A 20,206-nucleotide genomic window follows, 5' to 3' on the forward strand; every position below is an offset into this window, starting at 1 on the left:
TTAGGGGTAGGATGCCTTAAAACTGATTTCATCGATCTATTCGAGGGAAACAAGGATGGATAAGCATAAGAAAAGTGAAATGACACAATGGTCTGAAAATATTCAAAATGTTTGCGGTGATTTTAAAACCAGTTTTGATAAGCAACCTGATTTGTTTATCGGCGAAGTGCAGTCTTTTTTATTGGGCGAAACCGAAATTGTCTTTATTAAAAGTAATGCGATTTACTTTTTAAGAAAAAAAGGAATGGCAGATCGAGTCAACGATCGTTTCTGTTTTCTCGTGTTGCAACATACTGGCAAAATGCGTATTGGTTATAAAAATCAGGATATTTATTTAAATGAAGGAGATATCGTTTTACTCGATCCTGACGAAACTATAGAAATGTATCCGCAAGGCTTATTTACCCATATCTCAGTACATTTATCCCGTGAAAAATTATTCAAGCAAGGTATAACAACGGACTATTTTGGCAAATTAACGACTTCGAATATGAGTGGGCACTTGCTCAAATGTCTATTACAGAGCTTATCCGCTGCAAATATTGAACTGTGGTATGCAAAAGAAGACGGCAATGCTTTCGAAGATGCCTTAATTGCTCTAATTAAACCGACTATTAATTATAAAAATATTGAAATGATTGACCATCATAGGTTGAAAGCAGAACGATTTATTTTAGAAAATTTAGTCCATCCCAATTTGAATGCCCAAATGATTGCAGATCATTTGAATATTTCTCTCAGACAGCTATATCGTTTATTCAAGAACGAAGAAACCTCAATCCATAAATATATTCAAATGCGCAGGCTGGAAAAAGTTCAATACGATCTTAAAGACAATAAAAATAAGAACTTATCTATTACTGAAATGGCGATGAAATGTGGCTTTGGAGACAGTGCACATTTTTCAAAATTGTTTAGAAAAACTGTAGGGATCTCTCCTAAAGCGTTTAGAGCAAAAACATAAGCTTATTATTGTTATTTATAGTCTAGATGTCACTTTTTTACCCTATCTCCGTCGCATTTTGACAAGAACAATGACACGCATAAATGCTCAAATCTTACTAAGGGAATTTAATTCATAGGGAAGCAGAATGAAGACAGAATATGACTACATCATCATAGGCGCAGGTTCAGCAGGTTGTGTCGTTGCAGCAAGATTACTAGAGGCAAAAGCTGGACGGGTGTTGGTATTAGAAGCGGGAAGTAAAGACAGCAGTATGTTCCATACCATCCCCGCAACCGTGATTAAAGTGTTTCAGCAAAAATCGTGGCCGTATATGACGGTACCACAACAGCATTGTAATCATCGTGAAATGATTCTTGCACAAGGTAAAGTGCTCGGTGGTGGCAGTTCAGTGAATGGCATGGTTTATTGCCGTGGGCAACGTCAGGATTATGATTTATGGGCTTCAGAATGGGGGTGTAGCAACTGGTCATATCAGGATGTTTTACCCTTTTTCAAAAAAGCTGAACAGAATGAAAGTCTGGGTGACCAATATCATGGACAAGATGGCATCTTACCTGTGAGTGAAAACCGTTACCGTCATCCATTGACTTTGGCCTGTATTCGAGCTGGACAAGAAATGGGCATGAAATATGTCAACGATATAAATGGATGGGATCAGGCAGGTGTTGGGTTCTACCAAACCACAACCAAAAATGGTGAGCGGGCCAGTACGTCAAAAACCTATTTGAAATCAGTTGAAAATAATCCTGCACTTACCGTAATTACCGATGCATTGGTTCACAAAATAGAAACACAAGGTAATAAAGCAACGGGTGTTACATACAGCATTGCAGGAAAGACGCCTGTGACAGCACAGGCTCGTAAAGAGGTTGTGGTAAGTGCTGGGGCAATTGGGAGTCCTAAAGTTCTTTTACTCTCAGGTATTGGTCCAAAAGCGCATTTAGACGAATTAGGAATTGAGTGTATTCAGGATTTACCTGTAGGCGAAAATTTTCATGACCATTTACATATGTCAGTCAATGCAACAGTAACGACGAATAATAGCTTATTGGGTGAAGACCAAGGTCTAAAAGCAGTACGACATTTTCTACAATGGCGTTTTACACGTTCAGGGTTATTAACTTCAAATATTTTGGAAGGTGGCGGATTTATCGACACCAATAACAATGGCCGACCAGATGTCCAATTCCATTTCTTACCTGTGCTAGATAATTTTGATAATACCCCAGGAGAAAAAGCAGCAGCCTTAGAACACGGGCTCACGATTAAGGTTGGACATGTACAACCTAAAGCAAGAGGAGCTTTACGTTTAAGCAGTAAGGACCCTAATGCATTTCCGATTATTGATCCAAATTACTTGGGCCATCAAGACGATATTGATGCCAATATTCGAGCAGTACAAGCGGGTCTGCGTCTATTACAGCAACCTGCACTCAAAGCGATTGTGAAACAGGTCATCGAGCCTGCAAATATTGATCCAGATGATATAGCAGGAATTGATAAATGGATGCGTCAAAATATCAAAACTGTTTATCACCCAGCAGGTAGCTGCAAAATGGGGAATTCTGCACAGGATTCCGTTACGGGCCAAAACTTAAAAGTGCATGGTTTCCAAAATTTAAGAGTCATCGACTGCTCAATATGCCCACAAGTTCCAAGTGGAAACACCAATGCCATCGCAATCATGATTGGTGAGCGCGGTGCTGATTTTATCGTCAATAACGCTTGATGGTTTTATCTCTGATTGTATTAAAATGAGGATAGAAAGATGAGTGAAGTACACGTTTTAGCGAGTGTTCAGCAATTTATTCAGCGTCAACATGGTCATTTTATTGATGGTAAATGGGTTAATGCTGACAATCAGCAACGCATAGAATTAATTAATCCTGCAACTGAACAGGTTGTTTCAACTATTGCTGTAGGCAGTCAAAGCGATGTTGAAAAAGCGGTGAATAGTGCCCATGCTGCATTTAACAATGCTTGGGCCAATACCTCGCCCTACGAGCGTGGCATTAAACTGAATAAATTGGCAGATTTGGTTGAAGCGCATGCTGAAGAATTAGCACAGTTGGAAACCTTGACTACAGGTAAGTTAATTAATTTGGCTAGACATCTGGAGGTGGCCAATACTGTTATTTTTCTACGTTATTTTGCGGGTTGGGCGACCAAAATTCATGGTCAAACCATGCAGCCTTCGATTCCATCCGCAAATGGTGAAAAATATACTGCGTATACCATACGTCAACCTGTTGGTGTGGTCGCAGGTATTGTGCCATGGAATTTTTCATTGATGATTGGAATCTGGAAGATTGGTTCAGCGCTCTCTACAGGTTGTACTATTGTTGTGAAGCCGAGTGAGTTCACCACACTTTCTTTATTACGTTTGGCAGAGCTTGCGATTGAAGCGGGAATTCCAGCGGGTGTGATTAACGTCGTAACAGGTGCAGGTCAAACAGGGCAGCACTTAATCGACTCGAAGTTGGTTAAAAAAGTTTCCTTCACGGGGTCTGTACCAACAGGAATTGCGATTGGGAAGCAGGCAACTGGCAACGATTTAAAACATATCAGTTTAGAACTGGGTGGCAAAAATGCAGCGGCAATTTTAGCGGATGCCAATATCGATGAAATTTTACCTACCTTGTTGCAAGCAACTTATGTGCATCAAGGGCAAGTCTGCGCAGCACCTGAGCGTTTCTTGGTACACCGTTCTAAATATGATGAGCTGGTACAAAAGGCAGCCGCCGCAATTCAGCAACTGAAAATTGGTTCACCGCTAGATGAATCAAGCATGCTTGGGCCTTTATCGAATAAACCACATCTTGAAAAAGTAAAACATTATCTTGATCTGGCTCAGCAAAATCAGCAAGTCATTTCAGGCGGAAAGGTGCTGGAGCAAACGGGTTATTTTGTCGAACCAACTTTGCTTGCGGTGAAGGATATCAATGATCCTTTATTTTTGGAGGAAACTTTTGGTCCTGTGATTTCTGTAACGCCATTTGACAGTGATGATGAGTTAATTGAAATGATGAATCATTCACGCTTTGGCTTAACCGCAAGCTTATGGACCAATGATTTGTCGAAAGCATTGCGCTTAATTCCTCGGGTGGAAGCAGGTTCTATCTGGGTGAATATGCATACTTTCCTTGATCCAGCAGTGCCTTTTGGCGGGGTAAAAGCATCAGGGATAGGACGTGAATTCTCGGATGCATTTATTGAGGACTATACCGAATTGAAATCGGTCATGATTCGCTACTAAGCCAATTCATTCTAAACAGCAAAACGAGGAGATGTCGGCATTTGACATCTCCTTGAGGATCTTTTTGCGTAAAATAAGGATATTAAAATGAAAAAACAATCGATCGCTTTAACTTTGTTGTGCAGTTCTGGTGCGCTTTATGCCAGTGATCTACCCACCATTAATTTAGGTATGTCGAGCTTTGTCGATGGTGCTGTTCCAGCAGGAACAGGTTGGTATGCACAAACCTATTTCCAAAATTATAGTGCCGATAGTATTCGAGATGCACAAGGCAACAAAATTCCACTGCCTCGATCAGAAATTGATTATCAGGCGATCGTCCAGCAAATCAGCTATATGTCTGATATTAAAGTGGCTGGCGGAAATATCGGTTTAAATATGCTAGTGCCTATCCTTGGGCATATTGATGTGGATGATGGCTTAAATAATCAGGCAATCAAGGCTCAACGAGGATTAGGTGATTTGCTGATTGGGCCATTTATTCAGTTTGATCCAATTATGGGAGAAAATGGACCGAAATTTGCTCATCGTTTTGAATTCCAAATGAATTTGCCAACAGGACGCTATGATCGCAACAAAGATATTAACCCAAGTGCAAATACCGTGTCTTTAGATCCGTATTGGGCTGCGACTTATTGGTTCAATCCTCAATGGACGGTATCAACGCGATTACATTATCTGTATAACTTTAAAAATGATGATCCAAATTATAGTTTTGGCAATGCTGATGACATGCAGGCAGGGCAAGCTTTTCATGCAAACTTTGAAACCAGCTATGCAGTGAATCCACAACTCCGTTTGGGGCTAAATGGGTATTGGTTAAAACAAATCACCGATACAGAAGTCGATGGTGAAAAAGTGAAAGGTCGCCGTGAGCAAGTGTGGGCCATTGGTCCCGGAGCAATGTATAGCTTTTCACAACATGATCATTTGGTTGCAAATGCCTATTTCGAGCAAGATGCCGAAAATCGGCCACAAGGAACCAGTGTAATTTTAAGATTTGTACATCATTTCCATAAATAATGATTTAAATGCAATCTAAGCAGCAAAATATCTTGAGGATATTTTGCTGCTTTAACAGAAGCTTAAATGTCAGCTGAGTATTTTAATAGTCTAAGGTTATACTTTGTTGACTGGATTGCTCAATTTGCTTCTGATTTACTGCATCATCCTTACATGTATAGTTTTCAAATAATGACAATTGATCTGCAAAATGGGCATCAGGTTTGCCGTGTCGATCAATGAAACCACTTTGGCCTGGGGCTAAAATTGAACACATGCTGACCTGATTTGGGTTGAGCACCACTCTAAAGGTTGCACTGCCTGTATTGCCATACGTACTCAGCTTTTGTTGATGTGCAAGATCAGCCCATGGAATCCCCACTGAATTTTTGGCAGAAAAACCCATGGTCGCAACAGGAATTTTCCAGTCACTCGGTTCAGTCGACTGATATTGTTTGGAGAGCTCATTTAAAGCATTCTCTAGTGCAATCAACACAACCTCATCTGCGCTTTGGCCTTTTAAGAAATCAACATGCTGTGCAACACTTGCCTGTTTGCCTTGTAGAGCATTCCAGATTAATTTTGATGCACTGGCTGGCTGGGCACTGCGAGGATCATTATTGACTGGATAAAGGGTGTCGGTATAACGCTGGTAAATACTTTCAGATAGGTTGGGCTTTAATACCAATACAATCATTTGATTCAGCCATGCGCGCATGATGGCAGGTGCTGCACCCTGATAATATTTGGCTTCACTGTCTGGATGTAATTTGAGATCCCAGCCCGCCAATAGCGGAGCAACTTTTTTAGCCAAAGGGGATGCTTTTTCGCTTTGCGCTGCCTTGATCATGTATGGAATAAAATAGCGCGCATTGAGATCCGACCACGCACCTATTTTATTGATGTCCCAAATGTCCTGTTGGCTCAATTTCTGTTTGCTTTGCAATGGTTCAATCAGTTCATTGACGCGATCAACATGAGAAAAATTGGACGAATCAGAGCGCAAACCTGCATACGCTTTATTATTCCAACTACTGATATAGCCTTTTTCAGGATTATATTGTTTAGGATTATGCGAGAAATCGTAGAAACCTTGCCATTCCATTGAGCCATCACCTTGTGCAGGTAGCTGAATGTGTTGATTTTCGGGGCGAATCGGTAAACGTCCTAATGCAGCGACACCAATATTGTTTTTGGTATCGGCATAGAACCAGGTGATTGATGCTGCAACACGTTTGGCTTGATTGAGAAACTCCTCCCAATTGGTCGCTTTCGCAGCATTGGCCCAACCCAATAATGTTTCAACTTCGACACCTTCCCAGCTACGTTTTTGTGCATACGCAGTATGATTTTTTTCATCCCATGCACTGACAAAACCTTGTTTGCTTTTATAGACATCTAGTACATAACTGGCTTGGCTGCGGACCTTGATCTTGACTTGTCTATGCTCAAAGGGAATATAGTCGCCTTTATATAGGTATTGCTTGGCATTACTTGGGTTAACACTGAGTTGATAGACATCATTGGTGTCCAGTGATCCAACTGTTGAACCCCATGCAATTTTGCCGTTGGTTCCAAATAAAATAGCAGGTAAGCCCACAGGGGTAATGCCTGTTAAATTATAGCCAGCGCCGTGTAAACCAATCCCATAGGTAATGGCGGGGGTATACCATCCTTGTTGTGGGCCATTATATAAAACCGTTTGTCCTTCTACCGTCTTGTCACCTGTTAAAACCCAAGCATTACTTGCAGTAGGTACGCCATCAACCACGCTTTTACCCATGGCAATACGTGCTTGAGCTAAATAACGTGCAGCGGCTGAGTTTGAGATCGGTAAAATCTGCTTGGTCTTTGCTTGCTGGCGGGCTGAAAATTGTGGTTTCTGGTCAGATTGAATGATGGTCGGGGCAGTTGGGTCATCTAACCAACGTAACTGTTGATAGAGCTTTAAGCCTTGCTCTTGGCCTTTTTCCTTTTGTAATTGGGTGAGCAGATCTAAATTTGCGACTTCTGAACTTGCCGAGAAGAAACGATTTAAAATTAAGCCGACCCACACCAGTGCAATATCTTCAGACTGCCATGTAGAAGGTTTGAAATCATAATCGATGAATTCTTTTGGCATGAGTTCCGGATTGGCTAGGACCTCTTTGACCCGTTTATTAAAGCCTGCTGCATAACCATCAAAAATAGCACGATCTTCTGGGGAAAGTTGAGCAAGTTGCTGTTTGATATTCTCAGGGTCAAAACGACTATGTGTCGCAATATCATATTGCAGATAGTCCTGTCCCAGTACTTCCGCAACGGTGCCTTGCCCAGTACGTTTTGACATCTCCATTTGAAATAAGCGATCGGTTGCCACTGCATAACCATAGCCAAAAAAAAGACCGTAGGTGTCATTCGCATAGACATGTGGTGTACCAAAGCTATCTCGTTTGATGGTGATCTGTTTTGAGACAGATGGATTTTCTATACTGGAAGATGAATTACATCCGACGAGTAAGGCACAACTTGTTAGACCTAAAATTCCATTTTTAAACAGAGCATGTTGATAGAATGGTTCATGATTTTTCAATTGTAGATATCCTTATTTTCGCTATGGTTTAAGTGTGAATAATTTGAAAATCTTATTTCTGATGCTGAAATGATTCACGTATGAACATGCCTTGTTCATTAAATGAAATTATGATGATTTATCTATGTAATTTTCCATTGCTTTACAGGTATATCTTTATACTTTATGAAACAAAGCTTTTATCGATTTATCGAAATATCTTGAAGGAAAGACTCAAGGCAAAAATCATCTGAGTGTGTTCGAGTCACTCAGATGATTTTTGCTTAGAGAAAGGTTAGCGCATCAACTTTTTAGCCAAACGGTCTGGATTGAGAAAGAAAATATTGATTAGACCAACGACCACCAAATAGAGACCAATATAATGAAAACCTTGGTTCATTCCTGTAGTCAGGTTTTCTAGCATTTGTGCTGTGAGTGGGACACCTTTGGCTGGGCTGATATAACCTGCGTGATCCATCAAATATCCCACCATTGTTGGAGAAATCATTCCACCAATAGATGCTGTTGCGACTAAGGTTGCCATAACGGCGGCACGTTGTTGAGGGCAAACGCTATAACTGACCGTCATTGTCGCCAACGGAAAACACATGGAAAATCCAGCTGCAACTGTGATGAGGAGTAGATTGAGGTTTCCAGTTGAAAGGGGCAGCAGATAAAAGGCAAAACCTGAAAATAATAAAAGTAAGCCAAAGACCACGCCAAAAGCGACATGAACACTTCGCCCTTGTTGCAACAGCACTTTAGAAATATAGCCTGCGATTGCCAAGGTAATCGCGCCTAGAATCCAAGGAAAACTGGAAATAAAAGCAATCATTTCAGGAGAGAATTGGTGACTCGATGCAATATATTTAACGGCCCATGTGGTTAGAAAGCCTAAAGACCAAAAACAACCTAAGCCAGCCAGAAAAGCGGAGATAAACATTTGCGAGAAAAAAATCTTGAAAATAGGGACAGGTTTTAAATGATCAACAAAAGAGATAATACTTTGACTGTTGCGCTCAACCTCTTTGGTTGCGGGAACAGGAGGAGTCGCTGAGTCTTGAACTTTATGAAAATGACTATAAGGACCTTCTTTGCAGATACAGAGCCATAACAGACTCCAGATGATCCCTACAACACCGAGAAAACCAAAGGCCCAACGCCAGCCCCAATTCGGATGGGCAATGATGTAAGCCAAAATGGGTGCTGCAATAATCGGTCCAAGCATTGTTCCTGAAGCAACAAGGCTACTTGGAAAACCCCGAGCGCTGGGTTCAAACCAACCTTGGACATGGGTTAATGATATTGATGAAGCAGGGCCTTCTGCTGCACCGAGTACAATACGTGTCACCAATAATGTGGTGAGACCGCTGCCTAAAAGCATAGGAAACTGTAACAGTGCCCAACTCAAACCCATGATTAAAAGTAACCAGCGTGTTTGAACTTTTTCTGCAATAAAGCCAACGGCAATCCCAGAGATTGCAAACAAGAAGAAAAAGGCACTGCCAATAAAACCAAATTGGGTCGCCGTGAGTCCTAATTCCGCCATGACTGGTTCGGCAACAAGGCCTAAGACTGCTTTATCAGCAAAATTAATCATTTGAAACAATACTAAAAGTGCTGTAATTAACCATGCCCGTTTCATATTTTTAGGCGTAAATAACGGGTTTGAAACTGTATTATTCTGAGCTGGGTTGATATGCATTGCATCATCCTTATGCAGCGAGCCACTGAACTTCGATCAAAGATTCAATAGGCGCTAAATCCATTTAAAAAATCAAATATAGATATCCAAGTGTTAAGCCCAAACTGTATTGGACAGGGTTGATCTGTTTTCTATTTCTATCGGATTATTGCGCTGCTCATGCAGCAGCGCTTTGTTTTGACTTAGGTTTTGTTAATAAAGCTGAATAATGCTTGGTTAAAGGCATCTACCTGTTCAATATTTGAAATATGTGATGCATTGATTTCGACCAGCTGAGCATTTGGAATCTGCTGTTGCATAAATTGCCCATCTGCCACTGTGGTCACAGGGTCTTGTGTGCCTGCAATAATTAAAACCGGGATGGGGATTTCGAAAAGCTGATCACGAACATCCGCCTTAGCCAAAGCTTCACAACAATTGGCATAGCCTATAGCGCTGCCAGCACTTAAGTCGTTACATAGATTATTTACAATCGCCGTTTGGCTTTGGATAAAGGGATCTGTAAACCATCGCGATGCGGCAGTGGCTGCGATGGACTGTAAACCTTGTTCACGGACTAATGTTGCACGATCCAGCCATGCCTGTTCTTGACCAATTTTTGCCGCAGTATTGGCGACTATGACGTGGCTAAATCGTTGCGGGTAATGAATTGCCAGCCATTGTCCAGTCAAACCTCCCATGGAAATGCCGCAAAAAATTGCCTTATCAATATCTAGATGATCAAGTAAGCGGACGACATCTTCACCCAGTTGTTTGAGCGTATAGGGGCCTGTTGGGGTTGATGATGAACCATGACCACGAGTGTCATAACAAATCACATAAAAATGTTGTTTAAAATAATTGGCCTGCTTCTGCCACATTCCATAGTTGGTACCTAAAGAGTTGGAAAATACCAGAGCAGGGGAAGAGGAATCACCAAAAGTTTGATAATTGATCTGTGCATCGGCAGATTGAAAAACTGACATTCGCTATTCCTTAATTTTGATCAACACGTTGAATAATCAGAGCAATCCCTTGACCGACACCAATACACATCGAACACAAGGCATATTCACCTTTGATCTGCTCAAGCTGGTTTAAGGCTGTGGTCACTAAACGTGCACCTGAAGCACCGAGTGGATGACCCAAGGCAATTGCACCACCATTCGGATTGACGCGTGCATCGTCATCCACCAAGCCTAAATCACGGGTCACAGCTAGGGCTTGTGCTGCAAAAGCTTCGTTTAACTCAATCACATCCATCTGCGCTAAAGAGAGATTGGCTTGCTTAAGTAATTTCTTGATTGCAGGCGCAGGTGCAAAACCCATAATGCGGGGTTCAACACCCACTGTGGTGGCTGCAATGATTTTGGCACGTGGTTTGAGTTGATATTTTTCCACCGCTTCATCCGAAGCAATGAGCAAGGCAGCGGCACCATCGTTGATCCCAGAGGCATTACCTGCTGTCACCGTGCCTTCTGCTTTCACCACACCTTTAAGTTTGGTTAATGCTTCTAATGTGGTCGATGCACGTGGATGCTCATCGCTCTCCACCATAATGGCATCGCCCTTACGCTGTGGAATCGTCACAGGCACGATTTCGTTCGCGAAGAAGCCCTTGGCTTGTGCAGTGGCAGTACGTTGCTGGCTGTTTAAGGCAAACTGATCTTGATCGGCACGGTTGATATTGAATTGTTCTGCCACGTTTTCCGCGGTTTGTGGCATGCTGTCCACGCCATACAGTTCTTTGAGTTTCGGATTGATAAAACGCCAGCCCATGGTGGTGTCTTCAATCTTTTGGCTACGTCCAAAGGCACTGTCCGATTTACCCATCACATAAGGGGCACGGCTCATGCTCTCCACACCACCTGCAATAATCAGGTCAGCTTCATTGGCTTTAATGGCACGCGCAGCCATAGCAATGGCATCCAGTGATGAACCACACAAACGGTTTACTGTGGTTGCTGGCACTTGATAAGGTAAGCCGGCCAATAACGCGGACATACGTCCGATGTTACGGTTGTCTTCACCTGCCTGATTGGCACAGCCATAGATCACATCATCCACTTGCTGCCAATCCACACTTGGATTGCGTTGCATTAGGGCCTGAATGGGAATGGCTCCGAGGTCATCAGCACGTACTGGCGCAAGACCGCCGGCATAACGGCCAAATGGGGTACGGATGGCATCGATGATATAAGCGTTTTTCATTTTAAATTCTGTCCTTTACTTCGGGCCTTTCAGCCATTCTCCATCGGTATTTCGCGATGGCGACATGGATGTCGCCGTGTTACTCAGCACAACAAGGAGGTTGTGTCTGAGTAACAAAGGTTTTTGTTACTTTTGACCTTTCAAAAGTAAGGTATCGCCTATACAAACGGTTTCCGAAAATCACTTTCATTTACAGGCAGTGACGGTAGTAGCACTGGTCATTAATTAATAAGAGCTAGCCATGACGGAGTCTTAATGTGCTTAATCCCATACCAACAGCTCGTTTTCGTCACTTTTTTAAAAAAGTAACCAAAAACCTTTGTTGAACAGAGGAGGCTTCCTTGCCTCCCTTTCCAACGGGCGACATCCATGTCGCCTGTCACGGTAGTACCTGATGATAAAAAATCTTACTGTGCTAAATCGTCGCATCAATCAATTGAGCACCCGTCAACGCCTGCAACTCCTCAAAGCTCAGACCATCCACTTTCTCAATCACTTTTAAACCGTCTTGAGTCACATCAATCACACACAGGTCGGTATAAATCCGATCAACACATTTCAAGCCTGTTGCTGGATATGAAAGCGTTTCAACAATCTTCGGTTCACCTTGCTTGGTGGTGTGATCTGTGGTGATAAATACTTTCTTGGCACCCACAGCCAGATCCATGGCACCGCCTACCGCAGGAATCGCATCTGCTGCACCAGTATGCCAGTTGGCTAGATCACCATTGGCTGCCACTTGGAAAGCACCGAGTACTGCAATATCCAAATGCCCACCGCGCATCATGGCAAAGGAATCACCATGATGAAAAAAACTACCACCCGTCAGCATGGTGACGTATTCTTTGCCTGCATTAATCAGTTCAGGATCCTCTTCACCTTTGGTAGGTGGTGGGCCAAATGCCAGTAAGCCATTCTCCGAATGCAGGAATACATCTTTATCAGCAGGAAGATAATTGGAAATCTTGGTTGGCAAGCCAATGCCGAGATTGACATAGGCGCCATCGGGAATATCTTGTGCGACACGCTCAGCAATCTGGTCACGGCTTAATTTTTGATAGCTCATGCTTATTCTCCTGTGCCATTGGCAGCATCAACAGCGACCACTTGCTGGACAAAAATCCCTGGGGTAATGATGTGTTCAGGATCAAGCTGACCGAGTTCAGCCAGTTCAGAGACTTGGGCAATGGTGACATCCGCTGCCATCGCCATGATGGGGCCAAAGTTACGAGCAGATTTGTTATAGACCAGATTACCCCAACGATCGCCTTTGTGTGCTTTGATTAAAGCAAAGTCAGCTTTGATCGGATATTCAAGCACATAGTCTTTCCCATCAATCTGGCGGGTTTCCTTGCCTTCTGCCAAAAGTGTACCGAAACCTGTTGGGGTAAAGACTGCACCTAAGCCCATGCCTGCGGCTTGAATACGGCAAGCAAGATTGCCTTGTGGCACTAGTTCCAGTTCAATCTTGCCAGCATGGTAGAGTTCATCGAAGACCCAAGAGTCTGATTGACGTGGGAAGGAACAAATGATTTTACGTACCGCACCTGTTTTAAGCAGTTTGGCCAAGCCATAATCACCATTGCCAGCATTATTATTAACGATGACCAAATCTTTGATACCGAGTTCAATCAATCCATCAATAAGTTCTGCGGGTTGTCCTGCGGTGCCGAAACCACCAATCATGATGGTTGCTCCATCTTTGATTTGTGATAGCGCCTCGGTTAATGAGAGCGTGCTTTTATCAATCATAAGGCCAACCTTTTATCCATGTTTTTAAATTTCTATACATGCCTCTTTTGCTGGGTATGCATAGAAATTTAAAAACTGTGAGCTAACAAATAGCTCACAGTAAATCTTTGGTTTTAAGCACCAACGCGACGACGTTCAACTTCTGAGCTTGGCGCACCCGCTGTTTCTTTGACCAATTCAACATTAAAAGTAATGTGCTTGAATGGTTTATCGACACCGCGACGTGCAATTTCAGTTGCATCAGTGACATCTACTGCTGTTGCGACAAGACCTTCACGTGTTGCAAATGCAAAGTCATCCCAGAGGTATTGATCACCTTCAATATTGAATTGTGTGGTTAGTTTGCGGTAGCCTGGTGCAGATACGAAGTAATGTACATGAGAAGGACGGTTACCATGACGACCCAACTGATTGAGTAGGGCTTGTGTGGTTCCTTCTGGAGGACAGCCGTAGCCGACAGGCATCGTGGTTTGTGCAATATATTGACCATTTGCATCAGACAAGATGGTACGACGTAAGTTAAAGTCTGATTGTGATTTATCAAAGAAGGAATAATTGCCTAAGCTGTTGGCATGCCAAACTTCGACTTTGGCACCTTCGATAATATTGCCATTCTGGTCAGTAACAATCCCTTCAATAAACAGCGTATCTACTTTGTCTGACTCAGTCCCATCATCCATACGCGCAAAACCGACAGATTCTGGTGCGCCTGCAACGTAAAGTGGGCCCTCAATAGTACGTGGCGTACCACCAGTGATCCCAGCTTTAGCATCTGCTTCATCTGCACGCAAATCTAGATAGTGTTCCAAGCCGAGACCAGCCGCCAATAACCCAAGCTCATTGGCCTGACCCGCATCGGTAAGATATTCCAAACCTTTCCATAGCTCGCTTTGAGAAATATCTAGATCTTCAATTGCCTGGAAAAGATCTTCAACAAGACGTACGACGATTTGTTGTACACGTGGGTTTACTTCACCCGTTGCTGTGTCAACATTCATTTGTTTTACGAGAGTGTTAATTTCTTGGCGGTTCATACGTATTCTCCTGAAGTATGATCGTTTTTTGGTGGCTTGCGAACTTGCGCTTTAGCTGGTTCTTTGGCTTGCCACATTCCTTGTTTAATTTCTGTGTGTTTAACTGATCTAGCTTGGTCGATGATGGCTGCTTAGCTATCGTCTTCACGGATGGCAGAGGGGTGGCGGTTCAGGGGCATCACTTCAATATTCATGTAAGGATATAAAGGTAACCCCTGTAAAATATTGTGCAGTTCCTCATTACTTTCTACATCAAAAATACTGATGTTTGAGTATTGACCCGTGATGCGCCAGATATGACGCCATTTGCCTTGACGCTGTAAGTCCTGTGAATATGCCTTTTCAACAGCTTTAATTTCATTGGCTTTTTCAACTGGCATATCCAGAGGGATGTTTACATCCATTCGTACGTGGAAAAGCATGTCAACTCCTTGAATTATTGACGACGCAGGTTGTCGATTTTGTCTTCATCCAACTCAATACCGAGACCTGGACCAGTTGGAATTTTGAGTTCAAAATTGCCATATTGAAGTGGTGTTTTTAAAATTTCTTCCGTGAGCAGTAGAGGACCGAACAGTTCAGTTCCCGCTGCTAAATTACTAAATGTCGAGAATGCATGTGCAGAGGCAATTGTTCCAACAGGGCCTTCAAGCATGGTGCCACCGTAGAGGTCTATACCCGCGAGGTTGGCAATTTTTGCAACTTCACATGCTTCAATTAGGCCACCTGATTGTGCAATTTTTACCGCAAAGACTGAAGCGGCATTTGACTTTGCCAATTCATAGGCACTTTGTGGACCAGCTAATGATTCATCCGCCATGATTGCAATATCAAACTTACGGGTAAGACGTTGCATGGCATCTGTATTTTGAATTGCACAAGGCTGCTCAATCAAATCAACGCCACCATCTTGCAGCATCTGAATCCCTTTAATGGCAGTGAGTTCAGACCAAGCACGGTTCACATCTACACGAATTGAAATTTCACTACCCAATGCTTTTTTGATGGCTAAAACATGTTCTACATCTTGTTCAACTGGACGCGAACCGATTTTCAGCTTGAAGACATTGTGACGTTTCAACGCAATCATTTTCTGTGCTTCAGCAATATCTTTTTCGGTGTTGCCTGAAGCAAGAACCCAAAGTACAGGCACGCTATCGCGTAAGCGCCCACCTAAAACCTCACTCAATGGCAAACCTAAACGCTGTGCTTGAATATCGAGTAAAGCTGTCTGTATGGCACATTTGGCGAAACGGTTGCCATTGATGCATCGGTGAATCTGCTGTAGCGTTTGTGCCACATTAAAACTGTCCAAAGTTTTTAACAATGGCGAAAAGTAATGCTCTATATTGGTTTTGACGCTTTCAGGACTTTCTTCACCATAACCTAAACCACCAATCGTCGTTGCTTCGCCCCAACCAACAAAACCATCCTCTGTGGTGACTTTGATCAGTACCAAGGTTTGGGTTTGCATGGTTGCGACGGCCATCTTATGTGGGCGGATGGTCGGGATCTCGACCAGCAGGGTTTCTATGGATTTATACATCTTTCATCTTTCTTCAGTTTTCACCTATTTACATACCCTAAATTAATGTAATATTTAGAACTAGGCAGAATTTGGTATTTTTAGATACTTAAAAGGTATATTAAATGGAATTAAGACATCTTCGTTATTTTGTGACGGTGGTAGAAGAACAGAGTATTACCAAAGCTGCAGAAAAGTTATGTATTGCTCAGCCACCTTTGAGTCGTCAAATACAGAAACTGGAAGAAGAATTGGGCATTTTATTGTTTGAGCGAGGCTCACGTCCCGTGAAAACCACTGAGGCCGGACAGTTCTTTTATCAGCATGCTGTGCAAATTTTGACTCATACTGCACAAGCGGCTTCGATGGCGAAACGGATTAGCTCAGTCAACACCATCGTTCGAATTGGTTATGTCAGCTCATTACTGTATGCATTATTACCCCAAGTGATTTATTTATTCCGCCAAAATCATCCCGATATTCAGGTGGAATTACTTGAATATGGAACCAAAGATCAAATTGAAGCATTGAAGCTCGGAAAAATAGATTTGGGGTTTGGTCGTTTAAGAATTAGTGACCCCTCAATAAAGCGGATTTTATTGCGTAAAGAAAAATTGAAATTAGCGATTCATAAAAACCATCATTTAACGCGCTATATGGACAAAGGGATTTATCTATCCCAAATTATCAATGAACCAATTTTTTCTTATCCTGCGACGCAAAAGCCGAATTTTTCGACTTTGATTCAGTCTATTTTTACTGAGTTGGGGCTCGTTCCGAAAGATATGGTAGAAGTCCGAGAGATTCATATGGCTTTGGGCTTGGTTTCATCTGGAGAAGGGATCTGTATCATTCCAGAGAGTGCCAGTGATATCGGGATGAAAAATCTGGTGTATATTCCGATTCTGGATTTAGAGGCTTATAGTCCGATTTCCTTGGCCGTTCGCAATATGGATCAAAGTCCTTATCTGCCGCAGATTTTAGAGTGTATTAAACAGGTCTTTGAAGAGGAAGGAATTCCAATCCAACTAGACGGCGATTAAGCTTTCTTAAGCCTTAAAGGTAAAACGCTCAAACATTTAAGTTCTATTCATCGTAGCTTTAAAAGCGGTCTAGGTACCGCTTTATTTCCAATCCTCATAATCACTAAAAAATAAAAGCAGACCTAAAAGGTATAACTATATACTTCATTATCTATGGAAAATTACATTAATAATTCAAATAATGAATTGTGACCAATCATTATCTTTAAATATACCCAGATGAACTTGATCATATTTTTAAAGAGGCATGAAAGATTGGTCTTTCCAATGGGTTCGGTATCAACTCATCAATTGCACCAACAATAATTTCAAAACTTCGGAAAGGATTTCCCATGTTAAAACCAAATACGCTTTATAAGGCGCAGCGGGTTGCTTTTTATACAATTTTTGGCTGCTTAAATGTGAATGCTGCTTATGCTGATTTCTTGGAAGATAGCCAAAAAAGCTTGTATTTACGTAACTTTTATGTTGAACGTGACTATGAAAATACCGATAAAGATCTAGGCAGTTGGTCGCAAGGCTTTACCGGACGCTTTGAATCAGGATATACCGATACACCAGTGCAGGTTGGGTTAGATTTAGGTTTTCAATATGCGCTGCGGTTGACGGACCGCTATGACGAACGTCTTGATACCGCTTTTAAATATGATACGCAGGCAGGTCGGCAAGAGCGTGATTATTTAAAACTGGGCGCAACGCTCAAACTGAAATATCAAAATACAGAGCTTAAAGTCGGTGAGCTTTTTCCAAAAACACCAGTCTTATTTATTGATGATTCTCGACAATTGGTCACCACATATGCAGGTGCAATGTTAGAAAACAAAGATATTAAGAATTTAAAAGTATCTGCTGGACGTTTTACCCACGTCAATGCACGCGATAATGATGAATATGAAAAAATAACATTAGGTGCATCGACTGATCCAAGTAAGAACAGTGATGGTCTGAATTTTATTGGGCTTGACTACGCCATGACGCCTAAATTTTCGACAGCATATTGGTTTGGTCAATTAGAAGATATCTATCAACAACACTATGTTGGCGCCAGTTATGCCGAGCAAATTGATAAAACCAAAGTTAAAGTGGATGCACGTTACTTTAACTATAAAGAAGATGGCGATGCCTATTTTGGCGATATCAATGCCAAATCTTTAGGCTTACAAGTAAGTGCGCAAAATGGACCGCATACCGTTGTAGCTGGAATACAGAAACAGACAGGGGATCATAATATTCCGCTGTTAAATGGCTATGTTCCTCAGCTTTATTTGCAAAGCTGGTCTGCATTAGCATTCTATAAAGCTAGAGAATTCACTTGGCATGCTTTATATAGCTATGATTTTACCAATGCTGGTGTGCCAGGGTTGAAGTTGACCTTACGTTATTTGAATGGTAGTGAAATCTATCGTCCAGGTTTAAAAGACAATAAGGAAACCGAGACGGATGTCATTGTTAATTATGTGGTTCCAGAAGGGAAGCTCAAAGGTTTAGGATTTGAATGGCGTCATATCCGTGCCAATATTGAATATGGTGCTGGCAATAATCCGGGAACTGATTACGTTGAAAATCGTATCATGACCATGTACACCTTTAAGTTTTAATCCATTTTTTCGATATCTTTATATGAGCATCCCAGCCAAAGCTGGTGATGCTTTTTTGATGATTCAACCTTTAAAAATAAGCTTTAGCAACAGCATCATCTATCGTTGTGCAAATACAAAACTGAATAATCACAGTAAAACTAAATTTGGAAAAATAATTTTAAAACGTAAAATATTATAATTAATATAAAACAATGTCTTATGATTTTTTTTGATTGCAATAGTCTTATTTAAAATTTTCTCACTCACAGAAAGCATACTTAAATAGTATAAAGTTATACCTATTTATTCTTAAATTTACATGTAAAATTAAACTATAAATTAAGTTATCCTTAATATTTAATGTAGGTAAAATAATGAAAAATATTAAAGATTTTATAGAAAAAATTGAAGAAATCGCAGTAATACAAGATGTCGGACTTTGTGTCTCATTACTTGATGATAAGGGAGAGCAAATCTTTTTCATAAAAATTGGGCCTGCAATTCCGCTTAGTACTGAATTTAGTCAGCTTAAGGCAAAAACCTCCTATTTATTCCAAGCAGATAATCATGAGGTTTATGCCTCAATTAAGGGCTTAGGGCAAGTCGCTCTATTTGATCAAAATTATTGTTTTATTGATGGTGGAAAGGTGGTTGCCAATCCATCAGGTAAAAAACAATACCTCGGTGTTTCATCTACTGCTCCTCTTAAAGACAAAGAAATAGCAGAACAACTTGGACAACTCTTAGTGAGAAAGGTGTAAAAATGCAAAAAGTATTAGTGACTGGCGCTGGAAGTGGTTTTGGTAAATTATTCAGTTTGGAGCTGGCAAAACGCGGTTATATTGTTAATGCGGGTGTTGAAGTAACCAATCAAATTACTTCACTGCAAGAAGAAGCAAAAAAGCAAAATGTACAAATTAATATTTTCAAACTTGATATCACTAACGAGTTTGATCGTGAATACGCGACCAAATTAGATATTGATATCTTAGTCAACAATGCAGGAATAGGTCAGGGTGGGGCGATTGTTGATATCCCATTGCGTGTGTTGAGACAGCAATTTGAAGTCAACTTTTTTGCGACAATCGCTTTAACACAAGCATTCTTACATATTTTCCATAAACGTAAATCTGGACGAGTTGTTTTCATTTCGTCGATCGCAGGATTAATCACTGCTGAGCAAAATGGTGCGTACTGTGCGTCAAAACATGCCTTAGAAGCAACTGCTGAATCCTTAAGAATGGAAATGATTCCTTTTGGAATTAGTATTGCGACGATCAATCCAGGACCATATTTAACGGGGTTTAACGACCGATTAATCGAAGCTTCACGCGAATGGTATGAACCTGAAAAGAATATTTTCGATCATAGTAATTTATCATTCCCGATCGAACAGTCACCAGCCGATGTACATGTGAAAGATATGGTAGATGTGATTGTTGATCCACATTCAAATTTCAGAAATATTTTCCCTAAAGAGTTTGTTGATTTTGCTAAGGATTATCAGAAAAACTTATGGGATATGAAGTCTGACCAGTAATAAAAATAATAATTAAAGGCGCAAAATTAAGGCTTGCAAGATTGAGTATGCTTGCAAGCTT

Annotated in this window: 17 protein-coding genes; 8 read left to right on the forward strand and 9 right to left on the reverse strand. The window is 41.4% G+C overall.

The features are described 5' to 3' along the window. The first annotated feature begins 55 nt into the window (after window positions 1-55). From feaR to F887_RS12635, 4 genes are all read left to right on the forward strand, one after another. Window positions 56-964 carry a transcriptional regulator FeaR gene (feaR, locus tag F887_RS12650; protein WP_005292530.1) on the forward strand — a complete coding sequence of 303 codons (909 nt, stop codon included), beginning with the start codon at window positions 56-58 and terminating at the stop codon, window positions 962-964. A 127-nt stretch (window positions 965-1,091) separates the two neighbouring features. Next, window positions 1,092-2,696: a GMC family oxidoreductase gene (locus F887_RS12645; RefSeq protein ID WP_005292533.1), complete on the forward strand. Its 1,605-nt coding sequence runs from the start codon at window positions 1,092-1,094 to the stop codon at window positions 2,694-2,696. Window positions 2,697-2,735: 39 nt separating this feature from the next. Beyond that, the gene (locus F887_RS12640; RefSeq protein ID WP_005292535.1) at window positions 2,736-4,223 is read left to right on the forward strand and encodes an aldehyde dehydrogenase family protein; all 1,488 of its coding nucleotides are present in this window, start codon (window positions 2,736-2,738) and stop codon (window positions 4,221-4,223) included. A gap of 87 nt (window positions 4,224-4,310) precedes the next feature. After that, window positions 4,311-5,246, forward strand: coding sequence for a SphA family protein (locus F887_RS12635; RefSeq protein WP_005292536.1), 936 nt, complete (start codon window positions 4,311-4,313; stop codon window positions 5,244-5,246). Window positions 5,247-5,328: 82 nt separating this feature from the next. Here the strand turns inward: F887_RS12635 and F887_RS12630 are convergent, their stop codons facing one another. The 9 genes from F887_RS12630 to F887_RS12590 form a co-directional block, all read right to left on the reverse strand. Next, window positions 5,329-7,797: a penicillin acylase family protein gene (locus F887_RS12630; RefSeq protein ID WP_005292541.1), complete on the reverse strand. Its 2,469-nt coding sequence runs from the start codon at window positions 7,795-7,797 to the stop codon at window positions 5,329-5,331. Between the two features lie 274 nt (window positions 7,798-8,071). After that, window positions 8,072-9,481, reverse strand: a complete 1,410-nt coding sequence (locus F887_RS12625) for an MFS transporter (RefSeq protein ID WP_005292544.1) — start codon at window positions 9,479-9,481, stop codon at window positions 8,072-8,074. Window positions 9,482-9,663: 182 nt separating this feature from the next. Next, on the reverse strand, window positions 9,664-10,446 hold the full coding sequence (gene pcaD, locus F887_RS12620; protein WP_005292546.1) for a 3-oxoadipate enol-lactonase: 783 nt from the start codon (window positions 10,444-10,446) through the stop codon (window positions 9,664-9,666). A 10-nt stretch (window positions 10,447-10,456) separates the two neighbouring features. Further along, on the reverse strand, window positions 10,457-11,671 hold the full coding sequence (pcaF, locus tag F887_RS12615) for a 3-oxoadipyl-CoA thiolase (protein WP_005292548.1): 1,215 nt from the start codon (window positions 11,669-11,671) through the stop codon (window positions 10,457-10,459). 415 nt (window positions 11,672-12,086) lie between these two features. Beyond that, window positions 12,087-12,737, reverse strand: a complete 651-nt coding sequence (locus F887_RS12610; protein WP_005292550.1) for a 3-oxoacid CoA-transferase subunit B — start codon at window positions 12,735-12,737, stop codon at window positions 12,087-12,089. A 2-nt stretch (window positions 12,738-12,739) separates the two neighbouring features. Then, the gene (locus tag F887_RS12605; protein WP_005292551.1) at window positions 12,740-13,423 is read right to left on the reverse strand and encodes a 3-oxoacid CoA-transferase subunit A; all 684 of its coding nucleotides are present in this window, start codon (window positions 13,421-13,423) and stop codon (window positions 12,740-12,742) included. A gap of 113 nt (window positions 13,424-13,536) precedes the next feature. Next, on the reverse strand, window positions 13,537-14,457 hold the full coding sequence (gene catA, locus F887_RS12600; RefSeq protein WP_005292553.1) for a catechol 1,2-dioxygenase: 921 nt from the start codon (window positions 14,455-14,457) through the stop codon (window positions 13,537-13,539). 131 nt (window positions 14,458-14,588) lie between these two features. Next, entirely contained in the window at window positions 14,589-14,879 is a 291-nt protein-coding gene (gene catC / locus F887_RS12595) for a muconolactone Delta-isomerase (protein ID WP_005292554.1), read from the reverse strand. Window positions 14,880-14,893: 14 nt separating this feature from the next. Then, the gene (locus tag F887_RS12590; protein ID WP_005292555.1) at window positions 14,894-16,003 is read right to left on the reverse strand and encodes a muconate/chloromuconate family cycloisomerase; all 1,110 of its coding nucleotides are present in this window, start codon (window positions 16,001-16,003) and stop codon (window positions 14,894-14,896) included. A gap of 104 nt (window positions 16,004-16,107) precedes the next feature. Here F887_RS12590 and catM point away from each other — a divergent pair, with 104 nt between their 5' ends. The 4 genes from catM to F887_RS12570 all read left to right on the forward strand — a co-directional run bounded on the left by catM (window position 16,108) and on the right by F887_RS12570 (window position 20,145). Further along, on the forward strand, window positions 16,108-17,025 hold the full coding sequence (gene catM / locus F887_RS12585) for a cis,cis-muconate-binding transcription regulator CatM (RefSeq protein ID WP_005292557.1): 918 nt from the start codon (window positions 16,108-16,110) through the stop codon (window positions 17,023-17,025). 332 nt (window positions 17,026-17,357) lie between these two features. Next, the gene (locus F887_RS12580) at window positions 17,358-18,623 is read left to right on the forward strand and encodes an OprD family outer membrane porin (protein ID WP_005292559.1); all 1,266 of its coding nucleotides are present in this window, start codon (window positions 17,358-17,360) and stop codon (window positions 18,621-18,623) included. A gap of 356 nt (window positions 18,624-18,979) precedes the next feature. Next, a complete protein-coding gene (locus tag F887_RS12575) occupies window positions 18,980-19,366 on the forward strand; it encodes a heme-binding protein (protein ID WP_005292560.1) in 387 nt (128 codons plus the stop codon). 2 nt (window positions 19,367-19,368) lie between these two features. Then, window positions 19,369-20,145, forward strand: coding sequence for an SDR family oxidoreductase (locus tag F887_RS12570; RefSeq protein WP_005292563.1), 777 nt, complete (start codon window positions 19,369-19,371; stop codon window positions 20,143-20,145). Window positions 20,146-20,206: the final 61 nt, after the last annotated feature.

This window comes from Acinetobacter sp. NIPH 2100 (assembly GCF_000369805.1).
In the GTDB taxonomy this organism is placed as follows: Bacteria; Pseudomonadota; Gammaproteobacteria; order Pseudomonadales; family Moraxellaceae; genus Acinetobacter.

Coding starts and splice junctions, on each gene's coding strand:
- feaR (WP_005292530.1), top strand. CDS start 56: ATGGATAAGCATAAGAAAAGTGAAATGACACAATGGTCTGAAAATATT.
- F887_RS12645 (WP_005292533.1), top strand. CDS start 1,092: ATGAAGACAGAATATGACTACATCATCATAGGCGCAGGTTCAGCAGGT.
- F887_RS12640 (WP_005292535.1), top strand. CDS start 2,736: ATGAGTGAAGTACACGTTTTAGCGAGTGTTCAGCAATTTATTCAGCGT.
- F887_RS12635 (WP_005292536.1), top strand. CDS start 4,311: ATGAAAAAACAATCGATCGCTTTAACTTTGTTGTGCAGTTCTGGTGCG.
- F887_RS12625 (WP_005292544.1), bottom strand. CDS start 9,481: ATGCATATCAACCCAGCTCAGAATAATACAGTTTCAAACCCGTTATTT.
- pcaD (WP_005292546.1), bottom strand. CDS start 10,446: ATGTCAGTTTTTCAATCTGCCGATGCACAGATCAATTATCAAACTTTT.
- pcaF (WP_005292548.1), bottom strand. CDS start 11,671: ATGAAAAACGCTTATATCATCGATGCCATCCGTACCCCATTTGGCCGT.
- F887_RS12610 (WP_005292550.1), bottom strand. CDS start 12,737: ATGAGCTATCAAAAATTAAGCCGTGACCAGATTGCTGAGCGTGTCGCA.
- F887_RS12605 (WP_005292551.1), bottom strand. CDS start 13,423: ATGATTGATAAAAGCACGCTCTCATTAACCGAGGCGCTATCACAAATC.
- catA (WP_005292553.1), bottom strand. CDS start 14,457: ATGAACCGCCAAGAAATTAACACTCTCGTAAAACAAATGAATGTTGAC.
- catC (WP_005292554.1), bottom strand. CDS start 14,879: ATGCTTTTCCACGTACGAATGGATGTAAACATCCCTCTGGATATGCCA.
- F887_RS12590 (WP_005292555.1), bottom strand. CDS start 16,003: ATGTATAAATCCATAGAAACCCTGCTGGTCGAGATCCCGACCATCCGC.
- catM (WP_005292557.1), top strand. CDS start 16,108: ATGGAATTAAGACATCTTCGTTATTTTGTGACGGTGGTAGAAGAACAG.
- F887_RS12580 (WP_005292559.1), top strand. CDS start 17,358: ATGTTAAAACCAAATACGCTTTATAAGGCGCAGCGGGTTGCTTTTTAT.
- F887_RS12575 (WP_005292560.1), top strand. CDS start 18,980: ATGAAAAATATTAAAGATTTTATAGAAAAAATTGAAGAAATCGCAGTA.
- F887_RS12570 (WP_005292563.1), top strand. CDS start 19,369: ATGCAAAAAGTATTAGTGACTGGCGCTGGAAGTGGTTTTGGTAAATTA.